This is a genomic window from Actinomadura sp. B10D3 (genome assembly GCF_039871695.1).
Lineage (GTDB): Bacteria > Actinomycetota > Actinomycetes > Streptosporangiales > Streptosporangiaceae > Spirillospora > Spirillospora madurae.
Genome location: NZ_JBDPLY010000018.1, coordinates 1 through 23,323, shown reverse-complemented (window position 1 = coordinate 23,323; position 23,323 = coordinate 1). Strand labels below are relative to the sequence as shown.

At 70.8% G+C, this 23,323-nt stretch carries 22 protein-coding genes and 1 pseudogene; 14 read left to right on the top strand and 9 right to left on the bottom strand.

Annotated elements, in window-relative coordinates; translation table 11 throughout:
- Positions 1 to 39: 39 nt before the first annotated feature.
- From ABGB11_RS25180 to ABGB11_RS25165, 4 genes are all read right to left on the bottom strand, one after another.
- Positions 40 to 306, bottom strand: a complete 267-nt coding sequence (locus ABGB11_RS25180) for a zf-TFIIB domain-containing protein (protein ID WP_024935050.1) — start codon at positions 304 to 306, stop codon at positions 40 to 42.
- A gap of 67 nt (positions 307 to 373) precedes the next feature.
- Positions 374 to 1,273, bottom strand: coding sequence for a phosphotransferase (locus ABGB11_RS25175; protein WP_347636492.1), 900 nt, complete (start codon positions 1,271 to 1,273; stop codon positions 374 to 376).
- An 8-nt stretch (positions 1,274 to 1,281) separates the two neighbouring features.
- The gene (locus tag ABGB11_RS25170) at positions 1,282 to 2,961 is read right to left on the bottom strand and encodes an AMP-binding protein (protein WP_347636490.1); all 1,680 of its coding nucleotides are present in this window, start codon (positions 2,959 to 2,961) and stop codon (positions 1,282 to 1,284) included.
- A 100-nt stretch (positions 2,962 to 3,061) separates the two neighbouring features.
- Positions 3,062 to 3,568 (bottom strand): Lrp/AsnC family transcriptional regulator, encoded by a 507-nt coding sequence (locus ABGB11_RS25165; RefSeq protein ID WP_347636489.1) that lies wholly within the window; start codon positions 3,566 to 3,568, stop codon positions 3,062 to 3,064.
- Between the two features lie 105 nt (positions 3,569 to 3,673).
- Between ABGB11_RS25165 and ABGB11_RS25160 the strand changes: the two genes are divergently transcribed.
- The 4 genes from ABGB11_RS25160 (at position 3,674) to ABGB11_RS25145 (ending at position 8,103) form a co-directional block, all read left to right on the top strand.
- Positions 3,674 to 4,867 (top strand): MFS transporter, encoded by a 1,194-nt coding sequence (locus ABGB11_RS25160; protein ID WP_347636488.1) that lies wholly within the window; start codon positions 3,674 to 3,676, stop codon positions 4,865 to 4,867.
- 279 nt (positions 4,868 to 5,146) lie between these two features.
- Positions 5,147 to 5,998: a hypothetical protein gene (locus tag ABGB11_RS25155; protein WP_347636486.1), complete on the top strand. Its 852-nt coding sequence runs from the start codon at positions 5,147 to 5,149 to the stop codon at positions 5,996 to 5,998.
- A 72-nt stretch (positions 5,999 to 6,070) separates the two neighbouring features.
- Positions 6,071 to 7,195 (top strand): mannose-6-phosphate isomerase, class I, encoded by a 1,125-nt coding sequence (manA, locus tag ABGB11_RS25150; RefSeq protein WP_347636485.1) that lies wholly within the window; start codon positions 6,071 to 6,073, stop codon positions 7,193 to 7,195.
- Positions 7,192 to 8,103: an ROK family protein gene (locus ABGB11_RS25145; RefSeq protein ID WP_347636484.1), complete on the top strand. Its 912-nt coding sequence runs from the start codon at positions 7,192 to 7,194 to the stop codon at positions 8,101 to 8,103. The genes manA and ABGB11_RS25145 overlap by 4 nt, the downstream gene beginning before the upstream one ends.
- 21 nt (positions 8,104 to 8,124) lie before the next feature.
- On the opposite strand, the gene ABGB11_RS25140 is transcribed toward ABGB11_RS25145, so the two are convergent.
- Positions 8,125 to 8,793, bottom strand: a complete 669-nt coding sequence (locus ABGB11_RS25140; protein ID WP_347636482.1) for a GntR family transcriptional regulator — start codon at positions 8,791 to 8,793, stop codon at positions 8,125 to 8,127.
- Between the two features lie 154 nt (positions 8,794 to 8,947).
- Between ABGB11_RS25140 and ABGB11_RS25135 the strand changes: the two genes are divergently transcribed.
- From ABGB11_RS25135 to ABGB11_RS25095, 9 genes are all read left to right on the top strand, one after another.
- Complete coding sequence (locus ABGB11_RS25135; RefSeq protein ID WP_347636481.1) at positions 8,948 to 9,898, top strand: fumarylacetoacetate hydrolase family protein; 951 nt, start codon at positions 8,948 to 8,950, stop codon at positions 9,896 to 9,898.
- Positions 9,899 to 9,926: 28 nt separating this feature from the next.
- A complete protein-coding gene (locus ABGB11_RS25130; protein ID WP_347636480.1) occupies positions 9,927 to 10,862 on the top strand; it encodes a VOC family protein in 936 nt (311 codons plus the stop codon).
- Between the two features lie 40 nt (positions 10,863 to 10,902).
- The gene (locus tag ABGB11_RS25125; protein ID WP_347636478.1) at positions 10,903 to 11,346 is read left to right on the top strand and encodes a cupin domain-containing protein; all 444 of its coding nucleotides are present in this window, start codon (positions 10,903 to 10,905) and stop codon (positions 11,344 to 11,346) included.
- Positions 11,346 to 11,654 carry a hypothetical protein gene (locus tag ABGB11_RS25120; protein ID WP_347636477.1) on the top strand — a complete coding sequence of 103 codons (309 nt, stop codon included), beginning with the start codon at positions 11,346 to 11,348 and terminating at the stop codon, positions 11,652 to 11,654. Before ABGB11_RS25125 ends, ABGB11_RS25120 begins: the two co-directional genes overlap by 1 nt.
- 88 nt (positions 11,655 to 11,742) lie before the next feature.
- Positions 11,743 to 12,801, top strand: a complete 1,059-nt coding sequence (locus tag ABGB11_RS25115) for a sugar ABC transporter substrate-binding protein (protein WP_347636475.1) — start codon at positions 11,743 to 11,745, stop codon at positions 12,799 to 12,801.
- Between the two features lie 5 nt (positions 12,802 to 12,806).
- Positions 12,807 to 14,342, top strand: a complete 1,536-nt coding sequence (locus ABGB11_RS25110; RefSeq protein WP_347636474.1) for a sugar ABC transporter ATP-binding protein — start codon at positions 12,807 to 12,809, stop codon at positions 14,340 to 14,342.
- Positions 14,329 to 15,342, top strand: coding sequence for an ABC transporter permease (locus ABGB11_RS25105; protein ID WP_347636473.1), 1,014 nt, complete (start codon positions 14,329 to 14,331; stop codon positions 15,340 to 15,342). Before ABGB11_RS25110 ends, ABGB11_RS25105 begins: the two co-directional genes overlap by 14 nt.
- Positions 15,343 to 15,365: 23 nt before the next feature.
- Complete coding sequence (hisD, locus tag ABGB11_RS25100) at positions 15,366 to 16,667, top strand: histidinol dehydrogenase (protein WP_347636471.1); 1,302 nt, start codon at positions 15,366 to 15,368, stop codon at positions 16,665 to 16,667.
- Entirely contained in the window at positions 16,664 to 17,419 is a 756-nt protein-coding gene (locus ABGB11_RS25095; protein WP_347636470.1) for an SDR family oxidoreductase, read from the top strand. The genes hisD and ABGB11_RS25095 overlap by 4 nt, the downstream gene beginning before the upstream one ends.
- A 618-nt stretch (positions 17,420 to 18,037) precedes the next feature.
- On the opposite strand, the gene ABGB11_RS25090 is transcribed toward ABGB11_RS25095, so the two are convergent.
- Positions 18,038 to 19,414: a VWA domain-containing protein gene (locus tag ABGB11_RS25090; protein WP_347636469.1), complete on the bottom strand. Its 1,377-nt coding sequence runs from the start codon at positions 19,412 to 19,414 to the stop codon at positions 18,038 to 18,040.
- Positions 19,415 to 19,963: 549 nt separating this feature from the next.
- Here ABGB11_RS25090 and ABGB11_RS25085 point away from each other — a divergent pair.
- Positions 19,964 to 20,227, top strand: coding sequence for a hypothetical protein (locus ABGB11_RS25085; RefSeq protein ID WP_347636467.1), 264 nt, complete (start codon positions 19,964 to 19,966; stop codon positions 20,225 to 20,227).
- An 860-nt stretch (positions 20,228 to 21,087) separates the two neighbouring features.
- Here ABGB11_RS25085 and ABGB11_RS25080 read toward each other — a convergent pair.
- The 3 genes and pseudogenes from ABGB11_RS25080 to ABGB11_RS25070 form a co-directional block, all read right to left on the bottom strand.
- Positions 21,088 to 21,280, bottom strand: a pseudogene (locus ABGB11_RS25080) (transposase); the annotation flags it as partial.
- A 259-nt stretch (positions 21,281 to 21,539) separates the two neighbouring features.
- Positions 21,540 to 22,682: a tyrosine-type recombinase/integrase gene (locus ABGB11_RS25075; RefSeq protein WP_347636466.1), complete on the bottom strand. Its 1,143-nt coding sequence runs from the start codon at positions 22,680 to 22,682 to the stop codon at positions 21,540 to 21,542.
- Positions 22,683 to 22,801: 119 nt separating this feature from the next.
- Complete coding sequence (locus ABGB11_RS25070; protein WP_347636465.1) at positions 22,802 to 22,990, bottom strand: helix-turn-helix domain-containing protein; 189 nt, start codon at positions 22,988 to 22,990, stop codon at positions 22,802 to 22,804.
- Between the last annotated feature and the right edge of the window lie 333 nt (positions 22,991 to 23,323).

The window sequence follows — 23,323 nt, the reverse complement described above, 5'->3', positions numbered from 1 at the left end:
GCCCGCCTCCCGTCGGGGGGGGGGGCCCGCGGCGGCCTGTCAGGTCGTGAAGAGCATGTGGAACACGCCGCCGTGATGGGGGCGGTGGTGCCCGCCGTGGTGATGGTGGTGGACCGACGCCGCGGGGGCTCCCCATCCCGGTGCCGCGGCGGGCGGAGGCGCCGCCCTGTACTGCGACTCCATCTGGCTCAGGGCCTCGAGCTCGCCGTAGTCGAGGAAGATGCCCCGGCAGCTGTCACATTGCTCGATGTGGACGCCGCTGCGGGTGTAGGTCCGCATCACGCCACGACACTTAGGGCAGTGCATCGCCTTGTCATCCTTCCGGTATGGATCCCCAGGTAGAGGCTAAATGTAGGGCAGGGTTCGCGCCACGTCATGCCGCGTCCCCAGCCGCGGATATTCTCGCGCAGGCGTCGACCATCGCCTGCTCGGCCCCGTCAAGTGGCCGATCTTCCCTCCTCGCGGATATGACGCACGTGGCGGCGATCTGGATCGCCAGACTTCGGGCGGGAACGTCCAGGACGTTCCACGGGTCGTCCTGCGCGGGGACGGCCGGGCCGCCGGCCGCCCTGTACGCGCCGAGAAAGCGGTCCCAGTCGTCTGGAGGCAGGACGCCCCCGGAGTAGAGCGCCGCAGGCCGGGCGAGGTCCCAGGCGGGGTCGCCCCTGCCGAGGTCTTCGACGTCGATGAGCCGCCATCGGCCGCCGGGCATGCGGACCATCTGACCGAGATGCCAATCCCCGTGGATGAGGCAGCGGGTCTTCGTCGCCGGCTCCTCGCCGTCACCGCGTATCCACGCAGGAAGCGTGGCGAACGCGCGGCGCACCTCGTCCTCGGGGGAGCCGGCGCCAAGGCCCGAGACCAGGCGCGCGATGCGGGTCGGGCGTCCCCAGGAAGGCGCATCCGCCGGAACGGGCTTCGCGTGGAGGGCCGCCAGGAGCCGCGCGCCCTCCTCCCACGGGAGAGCCTGGGACGGGTCCACGGGCTCGCCGAAGGCCGAGAGCGTCACCAGCCGGCCGTCCACGGTGAGCGGCGGGGCGAGGGGACCGATCAGCAGGTCCGGCAGCGTCCCCGCCAGCCGGAGCCGGGCCAGGAACGGCTCCCCGTACTCCCGGTCGGCCTGGTGCGCCTTCACGACCACGTCCCCGACCCGCACCACGAGCACGCCGTGCCGGTCGTACAGGGTCTGCGGGGGGCCGGGTTCGCGGGCCTTCTCGCGGCCGATGCCGGCGAGCCGGGTGAACAGCTCGGACTGGACGGTCTCGGTGTGCACCCGCTCAGTCAACCACTCTGCGCCGAGCGCATCCGCTGTGCGGGAGAGGCGACGAACTCGTCCCGCAGCCGCTGGCGGACGACCTTGCCCAGCATGTTCCTCGGCAGGTCCGTCCGCGGCAGGAACTCGGAGGGCACCTTGTAGTGCGAGAGGTAGCGCTTGCAGTGCCGCCGCAGCTCGTCCGCCGAGAAGGGGTAGGCGGGGTGCTCGACCACGTGGGCGATGACGCGCTCGCCCCGCCGGGCGTCCGGGACGCCGACCACCGCGCAGTCGTGGACGGCGGGGTGGCGACGCAGCACCTTCTCCACCTCGGAGGGGAACACGGTGAACCCGCTGACCTTGATCATGTCCCGCTGGCGTTCCAGGATGGTGATGAATCCCTTCTCGTCCATCACGCCGATGTCACCGGTGCGGAGCCAGCCCTTCGACAGCGCCTGCGCGGTGGCGAGGGGCGCGTTCCAGTACCCGGCGAACACCTGCGGCCCGCGCACGACGACCTCTCCGGTCTCGCCCGGCGGCAGCACCTTCGTCGGCTCGTCCTGGTCGACGATCACGGCGTCGGTCATGGGCAGCGGCAGCCCGACCGTCAGGTTCCGCGCGCCGCCCCCCAGCGGGTTGGCCGTGACGGCGGGGGAGGCCTCCGTGAGCCCGTAGCAGTTGATCAGGCCCCGGGCGCCGACCTTGTCGAGCCGGTCGATCGTCCCCTGCGTGAGGGCCATCGCACCGCAGATGTAGATGCGCAGCGACCGCAGGTCGTCCGGGCGGAAGCGCGGGCTGTCGAGGACCTGCTCGTACAGCGTCGGCACCCCGGGGAAGATGGTCGGCCGGTATCTGCGGATCGCCCGCACCACGCGGTCGCCGTCGTAGCGGGGGAGCAGCACCACCGCCCCGGCCGTCATCACCGGCGCCACCAGGCAGCTCGTCAGCCCGAACGAGTGGAACAGCGGGAGGACCGCCAGCGTCACGTCCTCACCCGGGCGCCCTTCGAGATCCCAGGTGTGCTGCTGGCAGGCGTTCGCCACCAGGTTCCGGTGCGTCAGCATCGCGCCCTTGGGGCGCCCCGCGGTCCCGCCGGTGTACTGGATGGCGGCCAGGTGCCGCGCCGGGTCGACGGGGAACTGCCGCACCGGCTGCCGGGGCGCCCGCTGCAGCTCCCTGAACGGGACGACGCCGGGTTCGTGGGGCACCTCCGCGGTGATCGCCGCCCGGCGCTTCTGCGCCTGCACCAGCGGCAGCCGCAGGGCCAGCCGCCTGGACAGCGGAAGGTGGTCGACCAGCGACGTCACCACGATGTGGTCGAGGCGGAGCCTCGACCGGACCGCGCGCACCGTCGCGTAGGAACGATCCAGGACGACCGCGACCCGCGCGCCGCAGTCCGCGAGCTGCCGGAGCATCTCCTCCTCGGTGTACAGCGGGTTGTGCTGGACGGCGACCGCGCCCCGCCGCAGCACGCCCCAGAACGCGATGACCTGCTGCGGGCAGTTCGGCAGGATCAGCGCCACCCGGTCGCCGGGCTGCACGCCGAGCCGGTGCAGGCCGGCGGCGAACCGGTCGGCGGCCTCGCGCAGGTCGCGGTAGGTCATCCGCCGCCCGAAGAAGATCAGCGCGGGCCGCCGCGGGAACCGCTCCGCGGCGTCGTCGAGCAGCCGCGTGACCGGGATGTCCGGGATGTCGATCTCCGCGGGCACCCCGGGCTGATACCAGCGCCGCCAGGGCATGGGACGTTGTGACGAGTGCCACATAGCGCCCGATTCAATCACCTCCCGCAGGTCCGCGCTCCTCCGCCGCTCAGGCCGGCGGCGTCTGGCGCGTCCAGCCCTCGGAGGCGGTGACCGTCCGGGCCCCGGGGGACGGCGGCTCCACGGGCCGTCCTTCGTAGGCGGTCGACAGCACGATATGCGAGTTCATCTCGCCGTGCTCGCCGAGCCGCTCCAGCAGCCCTTCGAGGTGCGGCATCGAGGCGACCCGCACCCGAAGCATGGAGCACCAGCTCCCGCTCAGCTTGTGCACCTCGGTGACCTCGGGCAGGTCCTCGGCGGCGGAGGTCTTCAGCAGGCAGCGGCCGTGGGCGCAGCGCATCTGGACGAACGCCGTCAGCGGCTGCCCGACCCGCGCCGGGTCGACCCGCGCCCGGTAGCCGGTGATCACACCGGCCTCCTCCAGGCGGCGCACCCGCTCGGCGACCGCCGGCGCCGACAGGTTGACCAGGCCCGCCAGCCTGTTGAAGGACAGCCGCCCGTCCCGCTGCAGCTCCGCGAGGATGCGCCAGTCCGTCTGATCAGGCTCTCTGTCCATCCTGAAAGTCCTCCCGCCGAAACGCCTTTCAATCTAAAGGGCGAGACGGATGAATACCAGGAAGTTTCCATTCCTCGGGCTGATCAGTCTTTCTAACGTTAAAACATGAACACTCGATCTCGTCCCATGGCGGCGCTGTGTTCCGGCACCGCCCTGATGAACGCCTCCATGGCGGTGGCGAGCGCGACCGGCACCCTGGTCGCCGCGGACCGGCTCGGCGCCGGCTGGGGCGGCGTCCCGGCCACCGCCGGCATCGTCGGGACCGGCCTCGGCGCGCTGGCGCTGACCCGGCTGGCGCGGCGCACGGGCCGCCGCCGCTCCTTCGTCCTCGGCTACGCGGCCGCCGCGGCGGGCGCCTGCCTGGCCGCCGTGGCGGTCGCGTCCGGCGACGTCGTCGGCCTCTGTCTCGGCATGCTCCTGCTGGGACTCGGCAACGCGGGCGCGCAGCTGTCGCGGTACGCCGCGGCCGACCTGCACCCGGCCGGGCGCCGCGGCTTCGCCATCGGGCTCGTCGTGTGGTGCGCGGCGGCGGGCGCGGTCGGCGGGCCGCTGCTGCTCGACCCGTCCGGCACGGCCGCCGCCGGTGCGGGCCTCCCGGCGTTCACCGGCCCGTTCCTGCTGGCCCTCCTCACCTGCGCGGGCGCCGCGCTCGCCGCGACGGCCGCCCCGCGCGGCACGGCGGGTGTGCAGGCCACGCCGTCGGTGCGGGACCTCGCCCGCACGCCGGCCGCGCGCTCCGCGCTCGCGGTGATGGTGACGGCGCAGGTCGTGATGGTCGCCGTCATGACCGCCGCGCCGCTGGACATGCACATGCACGGCGACGGCCTCGGGACGGTCGGCATGACGCTGTCCGCGCACACCCTGGGCATGTTCGCCCTGTCACCCGTGACCGGCCGCCTGTTCGACCGGCACGGCGCCCGCCCGGTCATCCTCGGAGGGCTGCTCACGCTCGCGCTGTCGACGGCGGCCGCCGCCGTCCTGACCGGCCCGTCCGGACGCGCCCTCGCGCTCTTCGCGCTCGGCTACGGGTGGAACCTCTGCTTCGTCGGCGGCAGCGGCCTGCTCGCCCGCGACCTTCCCGAAGCGCAGCGCCCGCATGCCGAGGGAGCCGTCGACGCCGCCGTCTGGATGATCGCCGCCGCCGCGAGCCTGCTGTCCACCGTCGTGCTGTCGGCGGGCGGCTACGCCGTCCTGGCCTGGACGTCCTGCGCCGCCGCGCTCCTGGTCGCGCTCGCCCGGTCGCGCCGCGGCCGGCCGGTGCCAGCGGCACCGGTCCGGGAGGCCGCGCGGCACCGCTGACCCGTCAGATCCGGCCGGTCCCGCGGCAGACGTTGCACTGCTCGCGGGTGGCGGTGCTGGTACCGCTCCCGTTGCAGCCGGGGCACGACCGCGTCGCCGGTTTGTTGTGCTTCCCCACGTCACCACCCCCAGGGCGTTCATTTTACGGGCACGGCCGATCCGGTACCGGCCCCGATCATGAGTTCGCCGACGAGGCCTCCCAGGTTCACCAAGACCGTTGCCGAACCCGAACCGTGACGGTCAGCGTGCACGAAGTAGGGGAACCACGAGGGGGTGACCATGATGACCGACGCGGCCGCGGCGGCGGACGCGCGGGTCCGGGAGGCCGCCGCGGGCGTCACCGGACGGCTCCGGCTCGCCGCCGAGTTCTACACCGGCGACCGGGCCCGCTACGGCCGCGCCGAGCTGAGCTTCCTGCGCTGGGCGATCGCCCGGGGGGTGCTGCACCCGCCCGGCGGCGCCCCGGCGGGGAGCCCCTGGTGGCGTGCCGTCAACGACCGATTGCTGCGCGACAAGGCCGAGGCCGCGCTGCTGGACGGCGGCCACCCCGGCGAGCCGTCGTCGCGGAGCGTGCTCCTCTGGGGCCGGTTCCTCCGCGTCCCGTCCCCGGCGGCCTGGTACCGCGCCCACAATGCCAGCGTCGTCACCGGATACCTGGACGGCGAGCCGCTCGCCCTCGCCGAGCTGCCCGCCGAGCGCTTCATGATGAACGTGGCGCTCGTCCGCGTCCTGTACGCGCACGCGCTGGTGGCGCGGCCCCGGCTGGCCCTCGGCGCGTTCGCGCCGCTCGGCACGCTGCTCGGCGACCCGCGCGGCGGCTCCGTCGGCTTCTTCCTCGACCTGCGCCGCGCGTTCCCCGAGCGGTACCCGCTGGACGGGCTGTCGGCCGGGGACCTGGTCGCCGCCGAGGGGCCGCTGCCGCGCGCCCTCGACCACGGCGTCATCGTGCCGCGGCTCGTCCCGCTGTACGAGTTCGCGGCCGCGTCCCTCGGCCTCCCGGGCATCGAGGGCATGATCGGCGACGGCGTCCCCTGCTACGCCGGGCGCGGCAGCCGCGCGGACTGGCACGCCGCGGGGCCCCTGCCCCTCACGGCGCGCCTGACCGCCTACGCGGTCCGCATGCGCGCCTGAGACTTGTACGCTATCCCTCACGAGCGCCGGCTTCCCGTAATGGCGCCCTATGTAAGGAGATCGCGCAGGTTGGTGCCCTTGCCGCTGACCACCGCGATCCGGCCCTATGACTGGGGATCGCGGACCGCGTTGCCCGCGCTGCTCGGCGTCGAGCCGACCGGGCGACCGCAGGCCGAACTCTGGGCCGGAGCGCACCCCGCCGCCCCGTCGTCCGCCGGCGGGACGCCGCTCGACACCCTCATCGACCGCGACCCGCTCGGGATGCTCGGCGCCGCCTGCGTCGACCGCTTCGGCCCCACCCTCCCGTACCTGCTCAAGGTGCTGGCCATCGAGAAACCGCTCTCGCTCCAGGTGCACCCGACCATGGCCCAGGCCGAGGCCGGATTCGCCCGCGAAGAGGCACGCGGCATCCCGCTCGACGATCCGGCGCGCACCTACAAGGACCGCTTCCACAAGCCGGAGATGGTCTGCGCCCTCACCGACTTCCACGGCCTCTGCGGCTTCCGCGACCCCGCCGAAACGGCCGACCTCCTCGAAGGCCTGGGCGTCCCCGAACTGCGCCCGTGGATCGCGATCCTGCGCACCGAGCCGCCCGCGACGGCACTGCGGACCGTCCTCGGCCAGATGCTGGACGAGTCCGCCCGCCCAGTCCTCGCGGCCACCGAACCGGCCCTGACCGGCGTCCACGCCGACATCGCCCGCGCCTACCCGGGCGACCGCGGCGTCCTCGCCGCGTTCCTGCTCAACCACGTCGAGCTGAAGCCGGGCGAGGCCCTCTTCCTCGACGCCGGAGTGCCCCACGCCTATTTCGGCGGCCTCGCCGTCGAGATCATGGCGAACTCCGACAACGTCCTGCGCTGCGGTCTCACCGGAAAGCACGTCGACGTCCCCGAGCTGATGCGCGTGGTCGAGTTCGCCCCCTCGGACCCCGACCGCGTCGAACCCGCCGCCGGACGTTACCGCGCGTCCGCGGATGAGTTCGTCCTCGTCCGCCACGACCTCACCCCCGTCCCCGACCCCCTCCCGACCGGCCTTCCGCAGACGCTGCTCTGCCTCGAAGGCGAAGCCCGGCTCATGACGGACCAGACCTTGACCCTCACCCGGGGCGACGCCGCCTTCATCCCCGCGAACGCCCCCGAGACCCGCCTCACCGGCGAGGGCACGCTCTACCGCGCGCTCCCGGGGATCGGTTCATGACCGTCCTCGCCCTCGACATCGGCGGCACGAAGTTCGCCATCGCCCGCGTCGACGCCGCCGGAAACCTCCTCGACCGCGCCGAGCACCCGGTCGGGCAGTCGCCGACCGCCACCCTGCGCGGCCTCGTCGCCGACTTCGCCGGCCCCGGCCTGACCGCCGTCGGGATCGGCTCGGCCGGCCCGATCGACGCGGAGGCCGGCACGGTCAGCCCGATCAACATCCCCCGCTGGCGGGGCTACCCGCTCGTCGCCGCCGTCCAGCGCCTCGTCCCCGGCGTCCCGGTCTCCCTCGCGGGCGACGCCCAGTGCATGGCGCTCGGCGAATGGTGGCGCGGCGGCCACGGCGGCTCGTCCCTCCTCGGCATCGTCGTGTCGACCGGCGTCGGCGGCGGCCTCATCATCGACGGCCGCCCCTGGACCGGCCGCACCGGCAACGCCGGCCACATCGGCCATGTCGTCGTCGACCACGACGGCGAGCCCTGCGTCTGCGGCGCCCGCGGCTGCCTGGAGACGATCGCCGGCGGCCCGAGCATGGTCCGCTGGGCCCTCGCCCAGGGCTGGACGCACGCCCCCGGCCGCCCGGACGCCAAGGCCCTGGCCACCGCCGCCCGCTCCGGCGCGTCCATCCCGCTGGCCGCCTTCAACCGCGCCGCCGGCGCCCTCGCCACGGCCATCCTCAACACCGCCGCCGTCCTCGACGTCCGCGACGTCGTCATCGGCGGCGGCGTGGCCGCCGCGGGCGATCTCCTCCTCGCGCCCCTCCACAAAGCGATCGCGGACCGCGCCGGGATGGCCTACCTCCGGGACCTGCGCGTCTCCACCACGACCCTCGACCGCGACGCCGGCCTCTACGGAGCCGCCGCGCTGGCCCTGCTCACCGCCGAGGTCCCCCTCCACCAGACCCCTTAAGGCCCGCGGAGGGCGGGGCCCTCATTCCCCCTGGGTGGCGTCCAGGAGTTTGCGGGTGGTGCGGGATATGTGCTCGCGCAGCAGCGCGACGCCCTTGTCGGCGTCGCGCGCGAGGGCGGCCTCCATGATCATCTTGTGCTCTCCCGCGATGTCGCGGCCCTGGTCGCCGATCGGCCTGGACCACCGGCGGTAGAGCTCGGCGCTGTCGCGCAGCGACTCCGCGAGGTCGTAGAGCCGGTTGCTGCCGCAGGCGTCGAACAGGGTGGCGTGGAAGTGCGAGTGCGCGGTGGCCCACGCCTCGCTGAACAGCTTCGGGTCGCCCTCGACCGTCATCGGGGTGTTGGCGAGCGTGTGGTGAGCGGCGATCACGCGGCTCTCCCACGCCAGGTCGCCGCGCTCGATGGAGTACCGGAAGGCCAGCCCCTCGATGTCGCAGCGGACGGCGGTCAGATCCTCAAGGTCGTCGCTGGACAGCGGGGTGACCCGGAAGCCCTGCTGGGGCGCGCTGACCACCAGCTTCTCCGCGGTCAGCTTCGCCAGGGCCTCGCGCAGGACGCTCACGCTGACGTCGAGACGCTGGGAGAGCGCGGCGAACTTGAGCCGCTCGCCCGGCCGCAGCCGCCCGCTGAGGATCTCCGCCCGCAGGCGGTCGTAGGCGGCACCGTTGATCGTTCTGGACTCGCGACCCATGGGGTATTGATACCACGAAGACGAATATCCGACAAATATTCGAAATTTTCTTGACCGGTCGAATAGCGTGTGTGAACCTGGTCGCCGCAAGCACTCCGACGGCACCGCGAGGCTGCTGCGACGTTGTCGCCGCCACGGCTTCGAACCTCGCGTCATGGCGTCGGAGCGGCCTCCCACCAGGAAGGGCACCCACCACATGCGGATCATGAGCTACGCCGAGGACGGCCGCGCCCGCGGCGCCGTGGTACTCGGAGACACCGTGGTCGGGCTCGGGCTCGCCGTGCGGCACGCCGGGCTGCCCCTGCCCGCGGGTGCCGACCTGTCCGTGCGGGAGTTCCTGACGGAGGACCTCGACCGGGAGAAGGTCGCCGAGGCGGCGCGCGCACTCGCCGCCGACGGCCGCGGCCGCCCCCTCGCCGACGTCCGTCCGCTGCCTCCCGTGCCCGACCCCGACAAGATCCTCTGCATCGGGCTCAACTACCGCGACCACGCCGCCGAGGCCGGGCTCCCGCTGCCCGCCGAACCGATGGTGTTCGCCAAGTTCCGCAACTGCCTGATCGGCGCGGCCGACGCCATCGTGCTCCCCGACGAGGACGAGCCCGTCGACTACGAGGCCGAGCTCGCCGTGGTGATCGGCCGCCGGGGCAAGGCCATCCCCGCGGCGAAGGCCGCCGACCACATCGCGGGCGTGACGGTGTTCAACGACGTCAGCGCGCGCAGCCTCCAGCACGCCACCAGCCAGTGGACCCTGGGCAAGTCGGTGGACACGTTCGGGCCGTGCGGGCCCTGGCTCGTCACCCTCGACGAGATCCCCGACCTCGACGACCTGCCCCTGCGCACCCGCGTGAACGGCCGGCTGCTGCAGGACGGCTCCACCTCGCAGATGGTCTTCAACGTCGCCGAACTGGTCGCCTACGTCAGCAGGGTGATGACCCTGGAACCCGGCGACATCATCGCCACCGGAACGCCCGCGGGAGTCGGCAACTCGCGCACGCCACCCGTGCTGCTCACGGAAGGCGACCTGGTGGAGGTGGAGATCGGCTCGGTCGGCGTCCTGGCGAATCCGGTCGTCGGCCCCGCCCGGACGCCCCAGGCGCCCAACTGATGCCCCTACGTGAGAAAGGCGGTTCGCCATGGCCCTCCACCAACTGCGATCCCTGACGATCGGTGTCCCCGATCCGGCGGGCACGGCGGCGTTCTACGCCGATTTCGGGCTCATCCCGCTGGACACCCAGGGCGCCGCGCACGCCTTCGCCACGTCCGACGCGGGAGAGCAGCTGCGCTTCGTCCACGCGCCGTACCGGCGGCTGCTCGCGATGGAGATCGGCGCGGACGACCCCGACGACCTCGGGCGCGTCCACCGGTCGCTGGGCCGGTTGGGAGTGCCGTCCGAACTCCGCGCCGGCACGGTGCACGCGGTCGAGCCGGCGTCGCGGACCGAGGTGACGGTGCGGCTGGCCCCCCGGCTGAGCCAGCCCGCCGTCCCGGCGACCGCCTACAACGGCCCGGGGCGCCTGGAGCGGGCGACCGTGCGGGCCGACGTCGTCGGCAGGACGGGGCCGGTCGTCCCGCGCAAGCTGGGCCACTGCGTCCTCGGCACGCCCGAGCCGGAGGCGGTCCGGCGCTTCTTCGTCGAGGGCATCGGCTTCAAGGTCAGCGACGAGGTGAAGGACACCGCGGTGTTCCTGCGGTGTTCCGCCGACCACCACAACCTGCTGATCCAGTACGCGCCGGTCGACTACCTGCACCACACGTCATGGCAGGTGGACGACACCGACGAGGTCGGGCGCGGCGCCATGCGCATGCTGGAGACCGACCCCGGACGGCACGTGTGGGGCTTCGGCCGGCACTGCATCGGCTCGAACTTCTTCTGGTACCTGCGGGACCCGGCCGGCAACTTCGCCGAGTACTACAGCGACATGGACACCATCGTCGACGACGCGCTGTGGTCGCCCCAGGTGTGGGAGGGCCACAAGGGGCTCTACCTGTGGGGTCCGCCGCCGCCCCCGTCGTTCCTGAATCCCGAGGACCTCGCCGCGCTCATGGCCGGCGCGCACGGCTCCGGCTGACGGCGCGTCCTCGGAAACCGCTTCTCGAAAGGGGAAACACATGCCCAGTGTCATCATCGGTGACACCGCCTCGCCAGGCCGCGTCATGGGCGTCCACGGCGGCGTCGGCGCCATGTACTGGCAGCGGCTCGCCACCGGCGCCCACCTCCACGGCGACTGGGACGGCATCGAATGGGTCGCCTTCGAACCCGGCGCCCGCGCCGGGCGGCACGTGCACAGCCACACGGAGGAGATCTGGTTCTTCCTCCGCGGGACCGGGGTGATCGAACTCGACGGCGAGCGGCACGAGGTCGGGCCCGGCTCGATCGTGCTCACCCCGCACCACAGCGAGCACGCGTCCTGGAACACCGGCGACGAGCGCCTGGAATACATCGTGATCGAGGTCTTCCCGCCGGCGATCAGCGGCGCGCTGCCGCCCCGGCGCCCCACCGAGGAGACCGATCAACCCCTTTCCCAGCAGGACTCCACGGAAGCAGGTGCGTGATGGCAGGTCTGGTCACCATTCTCAACCCGGGCGAGACGCTGCCCGCGGCAGGGCACTTCGCCGGGCCCTGGCGCGACTTCGCACGCACCCGGATCGCCCCGCACGCACGCGAGACCTTCGCCGGTGACGGGAGCGAATCGGCGATCTTCGTCATGTCCGGCTCGGCCACCGCCCGCGTCGGAGACACCGACACGCCCCTCGCGGAGGGCGGCGCCGTCACGGTCGGGCTGGGCAGCCGGGTCGACCTCACGGCCGGACCGGACGGCGTCGAGCTGTTCATCACCACGTTGACCGTCCAGGTCGACTGACCCCAGCGCCGCGGCCAGGTGGCCGCAGCGGACCAGCGGGCGCACCACCCCTCGGGTGGGCACCCTCCTGTCTCCTTTGGAGTAGGGCATGCACACCACCCCACGTTTCGCCAGCATCGCCGGGTCGGCGGTCCTCACTCTCGCCGCGCTCACGGGATGCGGTCTCACCTCGTCCACCAACAAGCAGCACGCCGACGCGGGCGGCGGGGACATCGAACCCATCGGCTACAGCGCGCTGTTCCTGCAGGACCCGGCGCAGGCCGCGATGGTGCGGACCTTCCAGGCCGACGTCAAGAAGCGCCGGCTCAAAATGCTCTCGCCCACCTCCGCCAACGGCGACGCCGCCAAGCAGGACTCCGACATCCGCAGCCTCGTCAACGCGGGAGCCAAGAGCCTCTTCGTCATCCCCGCGGACGCGCAGGCCGTGGTGCCGGCCATCCAGTACGCCACCGGACGCGGCGTCCGCGTCGTCACCCTGATGCTCGGCCCGTCCGGCGGCAAGACGACGCACAGCCTGGAAGTCGACAACAAGGCGATCGGCGACCAGGCCTGCCGGTACCTCGGGGAGAAGACCTCGGGCCGCGGCACCGTCCTGCAGGTGCTCGGCGACCTCCGGCAGAGCACCGCGCAGAACCGGCGGAAAGGCTTCGACGCCTGCATGAAGGCCCGCTACCCGAACATCAAGGTGCTCACCAAGACGGGCGGGCAGTGGGACCCGGCCAAGGCGGCCGAGTCCGCCGCGGGGGCGCTGAGCACCAACCCGGAGATCCGCGGGATGTTCCTGCACAGCGACGGCTACGTGCCCAGCGTCTCCCAGGTGCTGGCGAAGCGCGGCGCGCAGGTGGGCCGGTCCGATCCCGACCACGTGTGGACGGTCAGCGTGGACGGGACCCCCACCGTCCTGGACGCCATCCGGGCCGGGACGTTCGACGCCACCATCACGCAGCCGGTGGACCGGTTCGTCTCGGAGGGCCTGGACGGGCTCCAGACGCTGGCGAAGCAGCCGGCCATCAAGCAGGGGCCCACCGACCACGGCACGACCGTCGTGCTCTCCGGCGACGGTTACACGATCGACCTCTTCCCGCCGAAGCTCATCGACGACAAGAACGTCGACGACCCCGCCAACTGGGCGAACACGGCGCAGTGATGGACATGACCGCGACCGAAGGCCCGCGGCCGGCGAAGGCCGGCGGCGGCGCGGGCGGGCCGGTCGCCGAGCTGACCTCGATCACGAAGTGGTTCGGTGCCACCCTCGCCCTCGACTCCGTGGACCTCGTCGTCCGCCCGGGGCGCGCGCACGGCCTCGTCGGGCGCAACGGCGCCGGCAAGTCCACGGTCGTCGGCGTCCTGACCGGCCTGCACCGTCCGGACGCCGGGGCGCTCGCCTTCCGGGGCTCGCCCCCGCCGTACGGCGCGCCGGGGCGGTGGCGGCGGCACGTCGCCTGCGTGTACCAGCACCCGATGCTCGTCCCGAGCCTCTCCGTAGGGGAGAACCTCCTGCTGGGGAGGATGCCCCGGCGCGGCGGCCGCATCGACTGGCGCGGCGTCCGGCGGCGGGCGGCCGAGATCCTCGAACAGTGGGACGTCCGGGTCACCCCGGCGACCCTGGCCGGCGACCTCGACGTCGAGCAGGCGCAGCTGCTGGAGATCGCCAAGGCGCTGTCGCACGGCAGCGACCTGATCATCCTGGACGAGCCGACCGCGCGGCTGGACCCCGGCGCCGCCGCCCGGCTGTTCGACGGCGTCCAGCGGCTGCGCGAGGCCGGGGCCACGTTCCTGTTCATCTCGCACTACCTGCACGAGGTGTTCGACGTGTGCGACGAGGTGACCGTGCTGCGCGACGGCCGGCGCATCGCCACGCACGCGATCTCCGACGTCACGCCGCGCCGGCTGGTCGAGGAGATGATCGGGGACACCCCGCCGCCGGCGACCACCGCGCGGACCGGCCCGGTGACGGGCGAACCGCGGCTGCGGGTCACCGGGCTGACCGGCGAGCGGTTCCGGGGCGTCGACCTGGCCGCGGCGGCCGGCGAGATCGTCGGCATCGCCGGGCTGGTCAGCTCGGGCCGCTCGCAGATCGGCGAGGCCGTCGGCGGGCTCGAACCGGCGGCCGGCGAGATCGTCCTGGACGGCGCGCGGGTGCCGCTCGGCCGCGTCGACGCCGCCCTGGCCCACGGCATCGCCCTGATCCCGCGCGACCGGCACCGCAGCGGGATGGTGGCCGGCCTGCGGCTGGAGGACAACGTGTCCCTCGCCGAGGGGCACCTGCGGCCGGGCCGCTTCGGCATCGTGGGGCCGCGCCGCCGCCGGGAGGCGGCCGAGCGGTACATCCCCGCGCTCGACGTGCGCCCGGCGCGGCGGGACCTGCCCGCCGGGTCCTTCAGCGGCGGCAACCAGCAGAAGATCGTCTTCGGCCGCGCGCTGGCCACCCGGCCGAAGGTGCTGGTCGCGGTCGAGCCCACGGCCGGGGTCGACATCGCGAGCAAGGCCACCCTGCTGGAGGTGCTCAACGAGGCCGCGGCGCAGGGCACCACCGTCCTCGTCTGCTCCGACGACCTGGACGACCTCCGGATCTGCCACCGGGTCCTGGTGGTCCGGGACGGCCGGACGGCCGCGGAGATCCCCGCGGGCTGGAGCGACGGGCATCTCGTCGGCGAGATCGAAGGGACTCATGATGGCGATCACTGACTCACCCCCCGCCCCGAGCGGCAGCCGTCCGGCCGCCGCGCGGCGCAAGCGCGTCTCCGTCCAGCTCGGCATGATCCCCGCCGTGGTCGCGGCGGTCATGATCGGCGCCTTCTCCAACGACGCGTTCCTCACCTCGGGGAACCTGCTCACCGTGGCGCAGCAGAGTTCGGAGCTGGCCATCCTGGTGATCGCGGAGACGCTCATCCTGCTGACCGGGAAGTTCGACCTCTCGCTCGAATCGATCGTCGGGTTCGCGCCGATGCTCGCGGCCTGGCTCGTGCTGCCCGCCGCGCTCGGCGGCACCGACACCCTGCCGGCCGTCCTCGGCCTGCTCGTCCTGTTCGCCGTCGGCGCCGGGGTGGGGCTGGTCAACGGCCTGATGGTCACCAAGCTGCGGCTGAACGCCTTCATCGTGACCCTGGCGGTCCTGATCCTCCTGCGCGGCGCCACCCTGGGCGTGGCCAACGGGCGGACCCTCGCGAACCTGCCCACCGCGTTCACCTACCTCGGCAGCACCAGCTTCATCGGACTGCCGTTCACCGTGTGGATCGCCGCCCTGCTCTTCGCGGGCGTCTTCCTCTTCCTGCGCTACCACCGGCACGGCCGGGCGCTCTACGCGATCGGCGGCAACCCGGTCGCCGCGCGAGCGGCCGGCATCCGGGTGCGGCGCACCGTGCTCGCGGTCTTCGTGCTCGCCGGGGTGCTCTCCGCGCTGGCCGGCATCCTCCTGACCGGCAGGCTCGCCGCCGTCACCGCCGGGCAGGGGCAGAACATGATCTTCACGGTCATGGCGGCCGCCGTCATCGGAGGCATCAGCCTGAACGGCGGCCGTGGCTCGGTCCTCGGCGCCCTGCTGGGCGTGCTCCTGCTCGGCGTCATCTCCAACATCCTGACGCTGTCGCAGATCTCCACGTTCTGGATCGACGCCGCCAACGGCGCGATCATCCTCGCCGCGCTCCTCATCCAGAGGGCGACCGGCGAGGTCAGCGAAGACCTCTGACCCCACCACGATCTGGATCCCTCATGCCCTTCATGCTCAAGAGCCCGCTGCCCGGCGACGGCGCCCGCCAGAACAACGCCCAGGTCTCCGACCGGGTCGCCGGCATCATCGCCGACATCCGCGCCAACGGTGACGGAGCCGTCCGCAAGTGGTCCCAGGAGCTGGACTCCTGGTCGCCCGCCTCGTTCCTGCTCCCGCCCGAACGCGTCGAGGAGATCGTCGCCGGCGTTCCGTCGCAGGTCATCGACGACATCCGGTTCGTCCAGGACCAGGTGCGCACCTTCGCCCAGCACCAGCGTGACTCGCTCCACGACATCGAGGTCGAGACCCTGCCTGGCGTCCGGCTCGGCCAGCGGCACATCCCCATTGACCGCGTGGGCGCCTACGTCCCCGGCGGCCGGTACCCCCTGACGGCCTCGGCGCACATGACGATCGTCACCGCGAAGGTCGCCGGGGTACGGAGCGTGGCGGCCTGCACGCCCCCGATCCGCGGGGAGGTCCCGGCGGCGACGATCGCGGCCATGCACCTGGCGGGCGCCGACGAGATCTACCTGCTGGGCGGCGTCCAGGCGATTGCCGCCCTGGCGCTGGGCACCGAGTCCATCGCGCGGGTCGACCTGCTCGCGGGCCCCGGCAACGCCTACGTCGCCGAGGCGAAGAAGCAGCTGTTCGGCGAGGTGGGCATCGACCTGTTCGCCGGTCCCACCGAGATCCTGGTGATCGCCGACGAGCAGGCCGACCCGTTCGTCACGGCCGTGGACCTGCTCTCGCAGGCCGAGCACGGCCCGGACTCGCCGGCCGTCCTCATCACCACCTCGCGCGACCTCGGCACGCAGGTGCTCGCCCACATCGACCGCCTGCTGCCGGGGATGCCGACCCGGGACTTCGCGGAGCCGGCCTGGCGCGACCACGGCGAGATCCTGGTGGTCGACTCGCTGGAAGAGGCCTACCAGCTCGCCGATTCCTACGCCAGCGAGCACGTAGAGGTCCTCACCGCGGAACCGCGTGCGGCGCTTGAGCACATGCGCAACTACGGCGGCCTGTTCCTCGGAGAGGGCACCTGCGTCTCCTACGGCGACAAGGTGATCGGCACCAACCACGTCCTGCCGACACGAGGCGCGGCCCGCTACACGGGCGGCCTCTGGGTGGGCAAGTACCTCAAGACCGTGACGTACTCCGAGGTGCTCGACCCCACCTCCAGCGCCAAACTCGGCGAGATCTGCGGACGCGCCTCGCGCGTGGAGCTGTTCGAGGGACACGCCCGCTCAGGCGACGTCCGGGCGGCCAAGTACGCCGGAGCCGAACTCTCCTGGGACCACCGGTGATCGCTGGACGAACCGCGGTCGTGACCGGAGGCGGCTCGGGCCTGGGCGCCGCGATCGCCGGCGCCCTCGTCCGCGAGGGCGCGCGGGTGATCGCCGTCGGCCGCACCCGCGCCCGCGTCGAAGCGGTCGCCGCCGCCCACACCCCCCACGTCCGCGCCGAGGTCTGCGACGTAGCCGACCCGCACGCCGTGGCCGAGCTCGCCGAACGGCTGTCCGACGAGCGGATCTCCATCCTGATCAACAACGCCGGAATCGCCGGACCGGTCGCCCCACTGCTGGACATCACCCCCGCCCAGTGGGACGAGGTCTTCGCCATCAACGTCCGCGGCATCTACCTCACATGCCGCGCACTCCTGCCCGGCATGATCGAACAGGGCGACGGCGACGTCATCAACATCGCCTCCGTGTCCGGCAAGCGCCCCCTGGCCGGCCGCACACCGTACTGCGCGTCGAAAATGGCCGTCCTCGGCCTGACCACCACCCTCGCCGCGGAGGTAGGCCCACTGGGCATAACCGTCAACTCACTCTCCCCGGGCCCGGTAGAGGGCGAACGCATGCACCGCAACTTCCGCCTAGAGGCCGAACGCACAGGCACGACCTACGAGGAGGCCCAGGAAGCCTTCGTCTCCCGCGCAGCCCTAGGCCGCATGGTCACGGAAACAGAGGTGGCAACAGCAGTAACGGCAATGCTGACCATGCCCGGCCTATGCGCCGCCGACATAGACCTCTCCGCCGGCATGTCCGCCCGCTAATGGGAACTAGGTTGGCCTGTCGGGCAGACTCGGTGCCTGGTAGCCGCCGGTGAGTGAGCACTCCCGCCCGCTGGACCGATGTTGGAAGAGTGCATCGTGCAAGCGGTTCAAGTCAACAGCATGACCGGCCGAGCCAACTACCCCTTTTCAGAGATGGGTGTGGTTCCTTCTCGGGGGTGGTACGCGAGCAGATCGCTTGTCAGACCGGGGCGGAGGCCACCCAAAAGGCGCTGGCCGCCTGCGGGATAATCTCAACGCCGGTTCACTGCTCTGGATGTAGGTGATCAGCCAATTGAGCACGGTTGCCGATCACGGAATTAAGCAACCACTCCCAGGATCGTGATCACGCCATTGAGCGTGCTCATGACGTGCGCGTCCCGATGGTGTCGTCTGTCTTGTTGTCGCCTGGCTGGGGACGGCTTGGCCATGGAGATGCGGAGCCTTGGGTCGGGTGCGTCTTGCCAATAGACGTGACGGAGGCCGGGTGCGGTCGACGGCCAGAACTCTTCCTGACCAACAGAGAGAAGCCTCCCGCCTGGGAACAGACGGGAGGCTTCGGGGTCGTGCTACGCGCTGATGAGGAGCCCTCCTGCCTAGGGCGGGAGGCTCCAGATCGCGTTACGCGCTGATGGGGAGGAGCCCCCTAGCGGGGGCCTGGTTGAGCCATCCGGGGTACTCGGTCATGAGGAGCTCGTAGAGCTTCTCATCCTTCAGGCTGCCCGGGTCCTGGACGGCGAAGAAGTCGGCGTTGTCCACGTGCCGGTTGTCGAGATCGTCCAGCCCCTCCAGGAGCTCGAACTCACGCCGTCGCCCGGTGGGACGCCTCCGATTCTTGAACTTCTGCGGCTTGGCGCTGTCCACCTTGCTCCCGATCGCCATGAACTGCCAGAACAGCGGTTCGTAGGAGCTGGAGCGGACCTGCTCCACCGTTTCCGGCACGTCACCCCACGTGCCGCCGTCCGTCACGAACATGACGTAGGCGGGAACAGGAGCACTCAGCGGAGTGCGCCGCACTTCCGAGCTTCCGAAGTAGTACTCGCGGATCTGGCGCATGGCCTGGCCGTAACGCGTACCACCCCAGATCTCGTTCTGGTACCGGATCGCGGCGTCCTGGATGTACGTCGCGTAGTTCGCTAGCGTGACCGGCTCGGCGTGGATGGTTTGGCCATCGAACAGCCACACGTCGATCTGGCCGTTGTCGTCGAACCGCAGCCCGAGGGCCAGCACGCGCTCCACGAGAAGCTGGTACTTCCAGAAGTCCCGCTTCATGGAGCCGGACACGTCGACGACCAGACCCACCTGTGCCGTGTGCTCCGACAGCCCTCGCTTGCGAAGGCTGACCGCGGCCGTTTTGGTCATGCTCAGCAGTGCCGGGCTGACCTTCGCGACCTCCTTCTCCATCTTGATCAGCTTGTCGCTCTTGCTGAGCGGCTTGCTGACCGGGGGCTGGGTGTCGGCTGGGGCCTCGGGTGCACCGACATCGACACCGAACTCGGTGGCGAAGCCGGCCAGCCCGGAGTCATACCCCTGGCCCACCGCGCGGACCTTCCAGGCTCCGTTGCGGTGATAGAGCTCGCCCAGCAGGAAGGCGGTCTCGGTGGTGGCGTCGGGGACCTCGAAGACCAGGTCCGTTCCGCCGTTGCCCGCGCCGGTCATCGTGAGGCCGAGCCCCGCGAGCTGACCGAACGTGCCGCCGTCGACAGAGGCGCCGACGACGAGCCGTTCGACGCCCGCGGGAACCTGCGCGAGGTCGATCCGTACGGTGTCGCGGACCGTGCCGGCCGTCGACTTCCCGGTGTAGGAGGCGGCCCCAGAAGGGTGCCCCGGCTGGTTGTAGAACACGAAGTCCTCGTCGGAACGGACCTTGCCGTCCGCGCCGAGCAGGAGAACGCAGATGTCGGCGTCCGGCCCTCGGTGCCACGCCATCACCACGTCGAACGAGGTGGCGGCGATCGGGGCGTTGGCGCCCTTCGGAATGCTTTGAGTTGATGTCATTTTTTTCCTCTTCTTTGGACATCCACGGACGGATGTTCGCGGGATGCGCTCCGCGCACAGGTGACAGTCCTGGCGAGATTGCGATGGTCAAGAAAATCCGGGCCCGGATGAAGCGGTTGCTGAAGAACGCCGGCTGGAATCCCCGAGACATGTGCCATGACCTGCGGGGATGTGTTTCAAGCACTGGGAAACGAGTCTGAGGTGCTGATCACGGACGAGCCCGACTAGACAAGTGGCCCCTGTGGTGACCAGGAATGCCGCCGCAGATGACCCCGAGAATCGCGGCGTTGGGGCGGTCCGTGCGGTGAAGGCCCGGGGGTGGTCGCGTTTCCTGGCCCAGACTGGACCGGCGCTGTTGGTTCCAGCAGCCTCCGCCACACGGGCGTTGCCGGATGAGGCTGGTCAGCGGCACGGACAGCTGGCCAGAAGGTGTGTGGCCATCGCCCCATCGGCTATTCGCATCCTGGGTTGCGACTTGATCATTCGGCCGGACGTTAGGGGCTAGATGCCTTCACTCGGGCTGGTGTCTGCAGATAAAGGAGAAAATCAGTGCGAAAAATTTCAGCCGCTCTCGTGGCGGCGCTGATGTCGGCGACTCTCGTGTTGGGCCTGACCGCCTGTGGCGGTAAGGAAAAGGACCGCTGGTGCGAGCGGGACGCAACCGATACTCGGGTGTCCAGCAGCTACTGCGAGGACGGCGTCCCGGGGTATGAGTGGGAGACCGACGACGACGGCCACAGCAGTCACAACAAGCACAAGAAGAACGGGAAGAACAAGAAGTACACCTTCAAGCACCGTTCTTCCAGGAGGTAGAAGCTGTCCACAGCGACCGCCGCCCTCCACGGCGTGCGTGTCGTTGAGGATGACCTGGGGGCCCCGCGCACCAGCGCGGGGCTCTCTTCCTCCAAGACCTCCTGGTCACCGGGCCCAGGAGTTGCCGTTCGCCGATCACGTTCCCGCAGCGGGCGCCGATCGCGGTGTGGGCGGTGTCGAACGAACCGTTCCGAACACCGTGGCCAGCAACCGGTGATGCCCCGTCTCCCCTCGGCGCGGGGCCACACCGTCACCGCCGACCGCTGCGGCACCATCGGCCCGCGCGCATCGGGCCGTCCGCTGCTCATGCTCGGCCCGCAGGTCAAGATGCGCCTGCAGCAACTGGCGCGGCAGCTCACGCCCCCGCTGCTCGGCCTGCCCGACCATCTCCCGGGCCAGCGTGAACAGCCCCGGGTCATCCTCACACCCTTAACCGCGCTCGACCAGCCGCTTGAGCTTGGACCGCAGCCCCTGCCGCTTGGCCGCCGAATCCGCCAATCCCATCGCAGTCGCGATCTGCCCAGCCCGCATCTCCCCAGCCGCGTCGGCCAAAATCTCCACCACGTCCCGGTACGCAGCCGGCAACACCGACGCCGACATCCCGCGCCGCCACGGCGGCACCGTCACAAGCCCTAGCGGTGATGCCGCCCCCACCATCTCCACGACCAGAACGCCCCAGTCTCCCGGCGGGTTCGGAGACCACCCGGACCACCCCGCCCAAGATCTCCTCCCGTCTCCTGGGCGATGACCAACCGCGACAACCGGTCTTCGTCAGCCTCCAGCAACCCGTTCAACTCGACGATCCGCTCACAAATCTCCTCGACCCGCCGCCGGACCGCAGCCTCCCGTCGCGCCGGCTCGATCTGGAAGGCGTTCGGGGTGGGGGGTGCCTTCCAGCGCATGGTCCAGCGTTTGCGGCCCTTGCCGGTTGGGGTCCAGGCTCATCAGCGCCATGTAGACGCACTTGAGGGATGCGGCCTCGTTAGGGAAGTGTCCGCGGGCGCGGACGGCCTTGCGGATGCGGGCGTTGACGCTCTCGATCGCGTTGGTGGAACCCAATTTGGGAGCCAACGCAGGTCGGTTTAAGCCGACCATGATCGACTGTGCCGGACTGGCCCTCTGGCTTCCCTCCCTTGTTTTCGCAGGTGAGCGGCTACTTAGGCGACTTCCCGAGACTCAGCCGGACGGGGCGCGGATAAGTCCTCCTCATTGGTTCCTTAACGCGGGCGCGAGGACGGATCTTGTAGCGCCGCAGGTGGGGGAGTGGAGTTGCCTCGTCGTGCGTCTCGGGGAGCCATATCGGGAGCCGCGCCTACGCTGACTTGGTCTTGCGCGCGAAGATCTCGTTCATGTGCTCAGCGCCGGCGCGGATCTCGGGCTTGAGCTGGTGACGGTAGACGGTTTCTGTGATCTTCGTGCTGGAGTGCCCCACAAGGACGCTGATCTTCTCCATGGGGACGTCATGGTCACTCATGATGGACACGAACGTGTGCCGTAGTTCGCGGGGGCACCACTCGGCGGGGTTCAGGTCGGCCGCCTTGAGCAGCTTGCCGAACCGGTGGCGGACGTGTTGGCGCGTGTACGCGCGCCCGTCCTCGTGGCAGAACACGAGGTCGTTGTCCTGGTACGCCTCACCTGCCTTGAGCTTCTCGGCCGCTTGCCTTGTCTTGTGGCTGCGGAGCGCGTCCACGGCCATGTCAGCGATGCCGAGACCGCGTCGACTGAGCGCCGTCTTGGTCTCGCCCTTGTGCCGGTCAGCGCGGAGCACGTAGACGGTTGCTTTGTCGAGATCGACGTCACTCCACTTGAGGGTGCGGAGTTCCTCCGTGCGGAGCCCGGAGACGATCCCCAGGACGACGTACGCCCCGAGTCGGTGTCTGGGCTTGCTCGCCTCTTCGAGTAGCGCGCTCGCCTGTTCCAGGCTGAGCGAGCGCGACTTACGGGCGGGCTTGCCGTCCGGGGTGTCGACCAGTTCGGCTACGTTCCGGCCGATGCGGTCGTGGCGCGCAGCCTTGCGGATCGACCTCTTGAGGACGTTGTGAACGATCCCCAGGGAGGACGAGGTGAGGTGTGCGGCTCTGCCTTTGAGCCACGTCTCGACGTCGTCCGCCGTGAGTTCCTTGAGGCGCGTCCGTCCGATGAACGGGATGAGTTGATGATCTGCCAGGGATCGGTAGACGTCGAAGGTTGACGGTGACTTGCCGGACATGGCGAACGCCGTGAGCCAGTCCTGTACCGCGTCGCGGACGTAGTAGTTCCGGTCCGTCTTTACGCCCTTGTCCAGCTCTTCGACTGCTTCCTTGAGCTTGTTCTTGACCTCTGTCTTCGTCCTTCCCTTCCTCTTGAGCCGCTTGCGCTTGCCGTCGGGGCCGAACCCGAGTGAGAGAGCGCCGGTGTACCCGTCGCCCTCCTCGTAGATTGACCCCTCGTACTTGCCGACCAGGATCTTTGCCAACGGATCCCTCCTCGTATCGATCGAGGTCACCACCGACCTTAACTCAAGACGTCCCAAGACGTCCCTAGGTTGGGAGGTCCGTTTACGGGCCCTGTGTCCGGACGGACCTCCCGCGCGTGTCAGTGCTTGGCCTCTTCGAGGGAGGGCTCTTCCAGGGAGGTGACGAACTCGGCGAGGTGCCGGTCTGTGATGCGGCGCAGCTTGCCGATTTTGATGCTGCGGAGTTGGCCGGTGCGGATCAAGAAGTAGACCTTGTCTCGTCCGATGCTGAGGATCTCGGCCACTTGTTCGACGGTGTACGCCTGCACGGGACACCACCTCCTCTCGCCCGGGTGCGGTTCCCGGGGACATGCGTGCTGTGGGTCGCTGATCATCTCCTTGGCTACGGAGGGTGCTCGTCTCTCGTCTCGTCTCATGGACGTCTCCGCCGCCTATACGTGCAGACGCGCACGCGAGACGAGACGCTGAGACAACTACCGGGTGTGATCGGACGCCTTGTAACGGCCTCGTCCGATACGGCAGCTGTAGATCGTGGCTGTGGGGATGATGCTGCTGGTCGGCGGGGCGCCCGGGATGATCACGATCGGGTGGAGTGCCGGACATGCGAGACGGCCGCCGTGATCGTTGCTTTGTGTGACAAA

Excerpts from the sequence above, each read along its gene's own strand:
- ABGB11_RS25180 (WP_024935050.1), bottom strand. The coding sequence starts at position 306 with ATGCACTGCCCTAAGTGTCGTGGCGTGATGCGGACCTACACCCGCAGC.
- ABGB11_RS25165 (WP_347636489.1), bottom strand. The coding sequence starts at position 3,568 with ATGGACAGAGAGCCTGATCAGACGGACTGGCGCATCCTCGCGGAGCTG.
- ABGB11_RS25160 (WP_347636488.1), top strand. The coding sequence starts at position 3,674 with ATGAACACTCGATCTCGTCCCATGGCGGCGCTGTGTTCCGGCACCGCC.
- ABGB11_RS25155 (WP_347636486.1), top strand. The coding sequence starts at position 5,147 with ATGATGACCGACGCGGCCGCGGCGGCGGACGCGCGGGTCCGGGAGGCC.
- ABGB11_RS25145 (WP_347636484.1), top strand. The coding sequence starts at position 7,192 with ATGACCGTCCTCGCCCTCGACATCGGCGGCACGAAGTTCGCCATCGCC.
- ABGB11_RS25140 (WP_347636482.1), bottom strand. The coding sequence starts at position 8,793 with ATGGGTCGCGAGTCCAGAACGATCAACGGTGCCGCCTACGACCGCCTG.
- ABGB11_RS25135 (WP_347636481.1), top strand. The coding sequence starts at position 8,948 with ATGGCGTCGGAGCGGCCTCCCACCAGGAAGGGCACCCACCACATGCGG.
- ABGB11_RS25130 (WP_347636480.1), top strand. The coding sequence starts at position 9,927 with ATGGCCCTCCACCAACTGCGATCCCTGACGATCGGTGTCCCCGATCCG.
- ABGB11_RS25125 (WP_347636478.1), top strand. The coding sequence starts at position 10,903 with ATGCCCAGTGTCATCATCGGTGACACCGCCTCGCCAGGCCGCGTCATG.
- ABGB11_RS25120 (WP_347636477.1), top strand. The coding sequence starts at position 11,346 with ATGGCAGGTCTGGTCACCATTCTCAACCCGGGCGAGACGCTGCCCGCG.
- ABGB11_RS25115 (WP_347636475.1), top strand. The coding sequence starts at position 11,743 with ATGCACACCACCCCACGTTTCGCCAGCATCGCCGGGTCGGCGGTCCTC.
- ABGB11_RS25110 (WP_347636474.1), top strand. The coding sequence starts at position 12,807 with ATGACCGCGACCGAAGGCCCGCGGCCGGCGAAGGCCGGCGGCGGCGCG.
- ABGB11_RS25105 (WP_347636473.1), top strand. The coding sequence starts at position 14,329 with ATGGCGATCACTGACTCACCCCCCGCCCCGAGCGGCAGCCGTCCGGCC.
- hisD (WP_347636471.1), top strand. The coding sequence starts at position 15,366 with ATGCCCTTCATGCTCAAGAGCCCGCTGCCCGGCGACGGCGCCCGCCAG.
- ABGB11_RS25090 (WP_347636469.1), bottom strand. The coding sequence starts at position 19,414 with ATGACATCAACTCAAAGCATTCCGAAGGGCGCCAACGCCCCGATCGCC.